The sequence below is a fragment of the Microvirga massiliensis genome, from assembly GCF_001006805.1.
Classification (GTDB): Bacteria; Pseudomonadota; Alphaproteobacteria; order Rhizobiales; family Beijerinckiaceae; genus Microvirga; species Microvirga massiliensis.
The window spans coordinates 531,503-540,397 of the sequence record NZ_LN811350.1; the positions used below are offsets into that span (position 1 = coordinate 531,503).

Below are 8,895 nucleotides of genomic sequence, written 5' to 3' on the forward strand. Positions count from 1 at the left end.
AGTGCCATCGATCGTGCATTCGGGCGACTCTGAACGTCGGAATCATCTCCTGGAGCCAGACCTCCTTTCTGGGCGGAGGCAAGGCCCGCATCGGTTCCTACCGAGGATTTTCGACGGCAACTCGTCGAGGCTTGGGGAGTACGAACGACATGAGGGTCGAGGCCGGCGGAGGTAGATGGCTCGCCTCTCGACCGGCGAGGCTCGTCTTTCTGTCGAAGAATTTTCCTGGGCCTGCGGTGATTTGAACGTGCGCGACGGCAACCTGCAAGGAGGCGTGCAACAGGCGGTGCCTGTGAGAGGTTATGCATCTTCGGGAATTTTCGGGGCCAAGCCGAGCCCGCCGGACCTCGCGATGGGGGGCGAAATCGTATCCGGGCCGCTGGGCTGATCACCAGCCGTCGGTCTTCAACACACACGCCGTAATCCGCTGGCGCAGATAACGCCTAATCGCAAGAGATGCGCGATCGTGCGATACCGCCGTGAACGCTTACGTCCTGTCGAGGCCTTCCGGAGTCCGGGCCGGTTCCACCGCGTCTCGGAACGGTGGACGAGATTTCGTGTCCGAAGAGGTACTCGCTACGGCGTGCCGGTCTCCGATCCTGTCGATCTCTCTCATAACCCAGCGCCGGGCTCGACGCTCCAATCCTGTCATGGCTGCGATGCCGATTGTAGCTCGCCGAGGCAACGCGGAGAGTCGCGGGCCGTTCCCGCCGGGCCTCCCGAGCAGTGGATATTTCGGGGCAGGAGATGGACCCGATTTCGAACGCGCCGATTGTATAGGGCAACGCGAAGTCGCGCATCGGCGCAGGAGGCGTCCTCGTAGGCCGCCCGCAACAGAGCCGGCGGCCAAGAGGCGAGGAGCGGCACGAGATGGCGACGGATATACCGAGACCAACCAGCGCGCCTCAGGAGAACCCGCAGCCCGGCACGCGGCCGAACATCCTGGTTCTGTGCATGGACCAGTGGCAGGCCCACATGCAGGTGCCCGACGCGGTGTCCTTTCCAGCGATGCAGTGCCTCGAAGCGCGGGGCGTGTCCTTCGACCGGCAATACTGCACGGTGCCGATCTGCACGCCGTCGCGCGCCACGATGTGGACGGGCGTCCACGCAATCCACACCGGCCTGTGGGACAACACCAACTTTGCCTGGACGGGCGAGCTCACGCACGCGATCCCCACGATCGGGCACATGCTGCGCGACCAGGGCTACCACACGGCCTTCAAGGGCAAGTGGCACCTGTCGGAGGTGCCCCACCGGGAGGACGGCCTGGAGCGCTACGGCTTCTCCGACTACCAGCAATGGGGCGACATGTTCGGCGCTCCGCTGGAAGGCGAGCAGCTCGACGGCACCGTCGCATTCGAGACGGTGGACTGGCTGGAGCACAAGGCCTCCCGGCTCGACCGGCCTTGGCTGTTGGTGTGCAGCCTCGTCAACCCGCATGACGTGATGTTCCACCAGACCGACCCCTGCCAGCAGCCGCACCCCGAGGGACTTGTGGCGGGGGTCCAGACCACCGTGCAGCAGCTCGGCTGGTTCGAGCAGGACTGGGACGTCACCCTGCCGGACAATTTCGAGGACGATTATGCCCTGCAACCGCAAGGCGTGCGCTACTACAAGGAATATGTCGATCTGAACTACGGGCGCATTCCGGACGCGCGCACCGACCTCTGGCTCAAGCACCGCAACTATCTCGTCAACTGCATGCGCCTCGTGGACGCGCAGTTCAGCCGGGTGGTCGGGGCCCTCGACCGGCTGGACCTGTGGCGCAACACCGTGGTGATCTTCACCGGCGACCACGGCGAGATGAACGGCGCGCACCGCCTCACGCAAAAGGCCAACATTCCCTTCGACGAGGCCGCTGTGGTCAACCTGACGGTCTGCGCGCCGGGCGGCCCGCAGGGACGGCGCACGGCGGCGGTCGGCTCGCACCTCGATCTCGCCCCGACGCTCCTGGCCTTTGCCGGCCTCGATGAAGAGGAGATCCGCGCGCGCTATCCCCATCTCAAGGGGCGCAGCCTGAAGGCCGTGATGCTCGATCCCGAGCAGGATGGCCCGCGCGGCAGCGTTCATGCCCCGGGAGACGGCGCCCTGGTCTGTTGGGACGGGCTGAATGCCCTCGACAGCCAGTGGTCGGTCTCAGGCGCACTGAAGATGCTGACCACTACGGCAAGCGAACCCTCGAACGAGCAGAACGAGCAGGAGGATCGCAGGACGCGCCTGCACGAGGCGGGGCGGATGTATGGAGCCCCGGACTTCTCGCGGCGGGCGTATTTCCGCGCCGTGTCCGATGGCCGCTACAAGCTCGTGCGCTGGTTCAGTCCGCTCGAATACGGCAATCCCGCAACGCTCGATGGCCTCTATGCAGGCGCCGATGTCGCCCTCTACGATCTGGTGAGCGATCCCGGCGAGCTGGAGAACCTCGCGCATCCCGACCACCCGCGCCACGATCCGGCACTCGTTCAGCGCATGCTCGCCAAGCTGCACGCACTGGTGCGGCACGAGATCGGCGACGACCGCTGCCCGTTCGACCTCGACATGTTCGGCACGCGCGAGGTGCAACACCGCAACGGTCAGGGCGACGCCCCGGAGGACCGGAGCGGCGGGCTGGATGAAGCTCGTGAGATTACAGGCAGGACCGCAGCGGAAGGGACGACGTGATCCAGTCCATGGTGGATGAGGTTCAGCGCCTTCTGGGGCTGGATCTCGATGTCGGGGACGTCAACTCCGTGCAGATGGCGCTGCGCGCCATCGCCATTTACGCCATCATGCTCGTTCTGGTGCGGCTGGCGAGCAAGCGCTTTCTGAGCAAGGCGAGCGCGTTCGATGTCATCGTGGCGATCATGCTCGGCTCCATCATGAGCCGGGCGATCAATGGCTCGGCGCCCTTTCTGCCCACGGTCGTGGCGAGCGCGGCGCTGCTTGGATTGCACTGGCTCTTCGCGACCCTGGCGGCCTACACCTCGTTTGGGGCGCTGGTGAAAGGGGAGCCCCGCCTGCTGATCCAGGATGGCGAGATTCAGGAGGAGGGGATGCGGGAAGCCAAGCTGTCGGAGAACGACCTGAAGCAGGCACTCCGGCTCCAGACCGGGGACCCGGACCCCGCGAAGATCAAGCGGGCGTATCTGGAGCGCAACGGCAGGATCAGCGTCATTCCCTTCACGACGGAGCCCAAGATCCTGGACGTCTCGGTCGAGGACGGCGTCAAGAACATCCGGATCAAGCTCGAATGACGAGCCGCTGATTCACGTATTCTGGGCAGCTCTCCCATCTCTGCAACCGATCTACAATGCGAGGGATAACGTCAACCGCACTGGCCCTTGCTGCATCGAGATCGCCGGTTCTATTGAGCAGGTACTTGGCCGGCTGGCGGCACTGATCGGATCGCAATCCGGCGAGGCGAACGAGGAAAAACGTCAGGGAGCCGGGAGGGCCTCAACCGGAGAGGCGAGGCGCATCTCGATCGTCGCTAGTGCCGTGCCGAACTCGTCGCCTTCGTAATGTCGGACGCCGCGCCAACCGCGCTTTTCGTAAAAGCGGATTGCACGCGTGTTGAAGGCGCGCACTTCGAGAACGGTCGCGCTCTCGGACTCGGCAAAATCCATGAGCTTCGAGCCTACCCCTTGGCCCTGGGCATCGGGAGCCACATGGATCGACGCAATCATCTTGCCGACGAGATGAAGCATGCCTACGACACGTCCTGCGTCCTCCGCAACCATCATGGCCGGCAAGTGGCCGGACAGATACGCGGAAACGGGATCCTCGATCCGGAAGCGCTCAACCGATGCTGCCGAGACGTGCGGCGCCCAATTTCGCATCCAGGATTGCGTGAGCAGATGATGGAGGGCCGGATGGTCCTCGGGAGTGGCGTTGCGGATTTGCATCGAACGGCTCATGTCCGAGCAGCCTGCTGCGCGCAAGTACAAAGACCTGATCGCGCTGGCGGCGATCATGCGTGTGCTGAACGTCCTCATAGCCGAGGCTCGAGGAAGGAAATTCGCCAGAACCGCCGCGTCTGCACGAGTCCGTACCCAACCTGAGATCTGACTGATGCCTCCTGTCCGCCTCGCCCGCCCTGACGATCTCGACAAACTCGCGGAGATCGAGCGCTCCGCTGCATCCGTGTTTCGGGATGTCGGCCTGGCGTGGGTGGCGGACGGGGAGACGATGAACCGGCATGTGCTGGAGGCCGCCTGCCGGGACGGGACATTGTGGGTTGCGGCCGATAGCGGAGGCGAGCCGGTCGGCTTCCTCGCGGCGCACGCGCTGGACGGCCGGCTCTACATCGCCGAAGTTTCGGTCGCCCGTTCCCATCAGCGGCAGGGGATCGGCGGCGCGCTGGTCGCGGCTGCGGTCGGCCATGCCAGGAGATCCGGGTTTCCCGCGGTCACCCTGACGACCTACCGCGACTTGTCCTGGAACGGACCCTTCTATGCCCGCCTCGGGTTCGAGGAGGTCGATCCGGATGGCACGCTGCCCGGCCACATGCGAAAGGTGCGGGCCGAGGCGGGTCATGATCCGTCGCGACGGTGTCTCATGGTGATGAGCCTCGACGGTGAGGGAGATAGGCCCGACGCCTGAGACGCCTCGATGCGCCTGCAGGAGGTGGTTCCTCTCGCCGGGGCCTTCCGGCACGTCCCGAACCTCGCGCTGCTGGACCGGTTACCGGCGCCGCTATGGAACCAGCGCGAGACCTGGCCATTGAGCGAATGGCCAAGGAGATTCGAGATGGCAGGCAAGGCAAACTTTACACCCGAGGAATGGGCACGCGTCGTGGCAAGCCCGATGGTGGCCGGCATGGCGATCACGGCGGCGGATCCGAGCGGGCTCTGGGGTTTGCTCAAGGAGACGATGTCCAGCGGGTGGGCCTTGTTGGAGGCGAAACAGGAAGCCGGCGCAAACCCGCTTGCCAAGGCCGTCGCGGACGACATCACGACCTCGGAGACCCGCACGGCGGCGCGCGACAGCGTGCAGGCGCAGTTCAAGGGCGTTCAGCTTGCTGAGTTCAAGGGCAAGGCCATCGAGGAATTGAGGGCCGTGGCCGCCCTCGTCGACGCCAAGGCGCCCGAAGACGCGGCCGGGTTCAAGGCATGGCTGCGCGAGGTGGCCCAGAAGGTTGCAGAAGCCGGGACCGAGGGTGGTTTTCTGGGCTTTGGAGGTGTCGCCGTCAGTGATGCCGAACGCGCGACCCTGGCCGAAATCTCATCCGCTCTCGGCACATCGGCGACGCAGGCCTGACCGCTGTCACGGTCGAATTCTCCTGACTCATCAAGCACGAGGCCAGTAGCTCCTCAGGGGTGGGCAGCGGATAACATTGGCCGCCACCAATAACCCTTGCAGTCGGGAGGTCCCGTTCCCATATCGGGCTCATCCAGCGGACCCTTGTGTGGACTTCGAAGCGGCGGGCGTCACCGCCGGCTCCGATGTGGCCCGTGCCAGGACGGATGTACTCCGGCCCGGCCTGTTCCTGCGCTTGCCTGACGATGCGAGCGCCCGACTGGTGCCTGATCAGCCCAGGCCCGTAGTGTGCGAGGCGGAGATGCGACGGCATCCCGGCCCGTTCGCCCCGGAGCCTGGGCTTTTCTGTGTCAGTGACGCCCGCATTTGTCGGCCGGTCTCAGCGGGTAATGCTGCCCATTCGGCGCATCTCGGGTCTCAGAAATCGAGTCAGCAAGCGTGCTCAGGCCTTGGAAGCGGACATAGCAGCAACTCCGCGGCAGGACATCGGGATGCCCGCACTTATCAGATTTCAGATTCGCCGCGGGATCAGCGGCGACCGATCCAACCCGAGCAATGGAGGTTACATGCTCCGGTGCGGCACTAAACGAGAGCCTGTCCGGTGATCCTCTCGAGCACTCTGAGCGGTGATTGCTCCGGTCTGGCCATGGCGGCGATATCGACGTGAAACGTTTGCTCAAGCGCGAACTGACCGGAAATTGCCGCATGGAGCACCTGGTCGGTAAAGCAGAGCCATGTGGTGTCTGGCGGGAAGCCGAATTCAGTCTGCGGCGCCTCTTTCTGGTAGCGAGGGTCAAGTTTGCCCTTGTCGTGCAGGCCCAGCATGATCTGGTCGTAGGCGCTTCGCTTTCCCTTGGTGATTCCGAGGGCTGCCAGTAACGAAGGCTCCAGCGGGAACGGACGGCGCACCGCGCCAACATACTTGCGGGCGAAATCTTCGAAAGGCTCACCAACATGCCAGATACGAGCCTTCCCGGTGGGATTGATGTTCGAGAAGACGCGCAGGATGCGGCGGCCTCGCGTCGGGCGTGACGGAAAGGCATCGACGTGAAGCAGCCTGTCGTCCTTTCGGGGCGAAGACTGGCGGCCAACAATCTCGACGGGACGATAGCTCGTGCGCGCCAGCTCGATACCTTCTAAGTAACCCGGAAAAAGATCCGTGACGAGCTGATTCGAACTACGGGCAAAGCGCTCCATCATCGCGCGCAAGTGCTCCTCATGACTGCTCGCCGCGGTGCCGCTGACTTGTCCTTTGGCCGGATCAAGGCTGATGTTCTTAGCCTTTCCGGTAGCAAAATCAGAGGATAGCAATTTCGCTTCCTCGTCCTTCACGGCGAATGCAAGGCGTGGGCAGAACACGACCCTTCCGGCTTCAAGCGCGGCCAAAGCCTTGTGCTGCAACTCCGCCGAGAATGGGCCTGACCAACGGTCGATCTCGAGGCTTTCGATCACATCCGTCATGATGCTCCCGGCGCTCTAAACAGCCTTTCCTCAACGGGCGACTTGGGCCGCCGAGTCGTATCCATTGGGCTGACCCTTACACCGCAGATCCGGGATTTCCAGCGCAATAAAAAGCGTAGCAGGCATGTACGGTCAGCCAGACGACGCAAAGACCTACTGGCCCAGTAATCGCCCACTTGAGATGAACAAGGTGACTATTCACAAGGCTTATCGGGCTGCCTGACTGAGCTTCGCTCTTATCCCTTTTCCTGAGAGCTCATGCTTGCGTAGGATTCGAGCGACGGGGCGCATACGTCCATTGTATGAGGCTATACGCTCGAGTGAGAAGTGGCGTTCGACATGGATACGCGCCCGTTTCGGCAAAGCTTCTCGCTCACTGGCTTCGAGCGACAATGCTGCTGCAATCCCGTGGGCGAGCGCGTCGGCGTTGTCAGCTGGAATGCGTCAGCCGGTGCGCTCGTGAGCTGAGGTTACTGGCGGCGCCAGCACCGTTTCCGGGATGGTCCCGTGATCGGACACGACAACAGGAGTCTATGGCCTGCGCCTCGACCGCCAAGCCTCCGAAGACTTCGGACCCGGTTGATGGCACGGCTACGAAGGCTGCAGCCAGAAAGACGGCCGGCATGTCGGTGCAATGCCTGACGCGTCGGACAACACCAGTCAGCCCACGCGAGGCAATCAGGGCGTGGAACTCGCGCATATGAGAGGACCGGCCCTGGAATCTCCTGCAAGTACGAAGGCGACACCGGCGAGCCCTGACTGCTTCAGCTCTGCGGCAGCCTCGATCAAAATCCTCTGCCCTTCAACCCGGTGAGCCCGGGCCGCGAGCAGCACGATCTGCTCGCAGGGAGCCACGCTTGGCGCAGAGCCTCGAGCCGCTCAGGAGTTATACCCCACGAACCGCCGGGTAGAATACTCGGAGGCAATCTGGCGGGCGCGAACGGCCGCGGGAGAGTGGAAGCCAGTCTAGACATAGGTTAGTCACCATAGCATTCCGGGAGTATTATTGTTCTTGCCGGTCGCGCTTTGACAGGAGGTGAGCCATGAACAGGCATCACGCTCTCGCATGGTTCGCATTCAGCGTTTTCAGCGTAGCTTCTATCACCTCGGCCTCTGCCCAGCACCAACATACAACCGGTCCGATGAGCGATGAGGACATCATTAAGAGCGCCATGGCGGCAGCCCCGCCTGCAGTCGCCAAGGACGCCACCATCGTCGATGTGTCAGCGGACGGGAAGATGCGAGTAATCCGCAAAGGGACCAATGGCTTCACCTGTTTGCCGGATAACCCGAACTCACCAGGGCCTGATCCCATGTGCGGCGACCAGAACGCCATGGAGTGGGCGCAAGCCTGGATCGGAAAGAAGGAGCCGCCCAAGAATAAAGTCGGATTCATGTACATGCTATCCGGTGGCACTGACGCCAGCAACACCGATCCGTATGCCGAGAAACCCGAGCCCAACAACAACTGGATCGAGACAGGACCGCACGTGATGGTCGTAGGGGCAAAGGGCATGATGGAGGGCTACCCACGAGCCGCCAAACCGGACACCACACAGCCCTATGTGATGTGGCCGGACACGCCGTACGAACACCTGATGCTCCCGGTCCAGATACCCGAGCCCGCCACGCGGTAGGGTGTGGCCTCTGCCGTCGTGTCCACAGACCGGCTACACGGCGGCATCCTTGCGGTTCGATATGCTGTTGGGGTCAAGGCGACCCAGAGCACGGCAGTAACGTTTCATCCTGAGGTGGTTGCGGAGCCACAGGTTAACTGCCTCTCGCAACGGACCGGGATCGAGAGGGTGGATCTTGGTCCGGCCCGACCATTCGAACCGGACCAGTCCGGCTTTTTGGCGTAAAGCGGATCCGGATTTTGGGACCGGTGGCTTGACCGAATGAGCGGAATAAGCTTCTGGCCGAGATGCTGGGATTACAGCGCTCTACGGCAAGTCTAGTCCTGCGCTCGCTCCAGAAGACAGCAGCGTGGGTGAATTCAGATCACCGACTGGGCGGGTCTCGAAAATGTCGCCTGCGAATGCGACCGTAAAATCTGAACTAGCTACGAGAAATTGCTGCCGGCACCTCTTTCAGGTCTGTCCTCCCAAGGCATTCACCGGAGGAGCTTTTGGGATTCCTAAACTGCGTTTGGCGTTAGAGAAGTAGATAATCCAGTAGGAAATGCTTCTGGTGTTCAGA

General features: G+C 63.0%; 8 protein-coding genes. 6 read left to right on the forward strand and 2 right to left on the reverse strand.

The window, feature by feature from the left end; translation table 11 throughout:
* Positions 1-870: 870 nt before the first annotated feature.
* Entirely contained in the window at positions 871-2,658 is a 1,788-nt protein-coding gene (locus BN1233_RS02460) for a sulfatase-like hydrolase/transferase (RefSeq protein WP_063776681.1), read from the forward strand.
* The gene (locus tag BN1233_RS02465; RefSeq protein WP_048708851.1) at positions 2,655-3,230 is read left to right on the forward strand and encodes a DUF421 domain-containing protein; all 576 of its coding nucleotides are present in this window, start codon (positions 2,655-2,657) and stop codon (positions 3,228-3,230) included. The genes BN1233_RS02460 and BN1233_RS02465 overlap by 4 nt, the downstream gene beginning before the upstream one ends.
* A 183-nt stretch (positions 3,231-3,413) precedes the next feature.
* Here BN1233_RS02465 and BN1233_RS42575 read toward each other — a convergent pair whose 3' ends face one another.
* Entirely contained in the window at positions 3,414-3,893 is a 480-nt protein-coding gene (locus BN1233_RS42575; RefSeq protein WP_052763677.1) for a GNAT family N-acetyltransferase, read from the reverse strand.
* Here BN1233_RS42575 and BN1233_RS48190 point away from each other — a divergent pair.
* The 3 genes from BN1233_RS48190 (at position 3,892) to BN1233_RS02480 (ending at position 5,235) form a co-directional block, all read left to right on the forward strand.
* A complete protein-coding gene (locus BN1233_RS48190; RefSeq protein WP_187144241.1) occupies positions 3,892-4,044 on the forward strand; it encodes a hypothetical protein in 153 nt (50 codons plus the stop codon). The genes BN1233_RS42575 and BN1233_RS48190 overlap by 2 nt on opposite strands.
* Before the next feature lie 3 nt (positions 4,045-4,047).
* Positions 4,048-4,578, forward strand: coding sequence for a GNAT family N-acetyltransferase (locus tag BN1233_RS02475; protein WP_046861864.1), 531 nt, complete (start codon positions 4,048-4,050; stop codon positions 4,576-4,578).
* A gap of 147 nt (positions 4,579-4,725) precedes the next feature.
* Positions 4,726-5,235 carry a hypothetical protein gene (locus BN1233_RS02480; RefSeq protein WP_046862407.1) on the forward strand — a complete coding sequence of 170 codons (510 nt, stop codon included), beginning with the start codon at positions 4,726-4,728 and terminating at the stop codon, positions 5,233-5,235.
* A gap of 582 nt (positions 5,236-5,817) precedes the next feature.
* On the opposite strand, the gene kdoO is transcribed toward BN1233_RS02480, so the two are convergent.
* Complete coding sequence (kdoO, locus tag BN1233_RS02485; protein WP_197094578.1) at positions 5,818-6,687, reverse strand: Kdo hydroxylase KdoO; 870 nt, start codon at positions 6,685-6,687, stop codon at positions 5,818-5,820.
* Positions 6,688-7,739: 1,052 nt separating this feature from the next.
* Between kdoO and BN1233_RS02490 the strand changes: the two genes are divergently transcribed.
* Positions 7,740-8,333, forward strand: coding sequence for a hypothetical protein (locus tag BN1233_RS02490; RefSeq protein ID WP_046861866.1), 594 nt, complete (start codon positions 7,740-7,742; stop codon positions 8,331-8,333).
* Positions 8,334-8,895: the final 562 nt, after the last annotated feature.

Bases quoted from the DNA above. Each gene is read 5' to 3' on its own strand.
- BN1233_RS02460 (WP_063776681.1), top strand. From the start codon at position 871: ATGGCGACGGATATACCGAGACCAACCAGCGCGCCTCAGGAGAACCCG.
- BN1233_RS48190 (WP_187144241.1), top strand. From the start codon at position 3,892: ATGTCCGAGCAGCCTGCTGCGCGCAAGTACAAAGACCTGATCGCGCTG.
- BN1233_RS42575 (WP_052763677.1), bottom strand. From the start codon at position 3,893: ATGAGCCGTTCGATGCAAATCCGCAACGCCACTCCCGAGGACCATCCG.
- BN1233_RS02475 (WP_046861864.1), top strand. From the start codon at position 4,048: ATGCCTCCTGTCCGCCTCGCCCGCCCTGACGATCTCGACAAACTCGCG.
- BN1233_RS02480 (WP_046862407.1), top strand. From the start codon at position 4,726: ATGGCAGGCAAGGCAAACTTTACACCCGAGGAATGGGCACGCGTCGTG.
- BN1233_RS02490 (WP_046861866.1), top strand. From the start codon at position 7,740: ATGAACAGGCATCACGCTCTCGCATGGTTCGCATTCAGCGTTTTCAGC.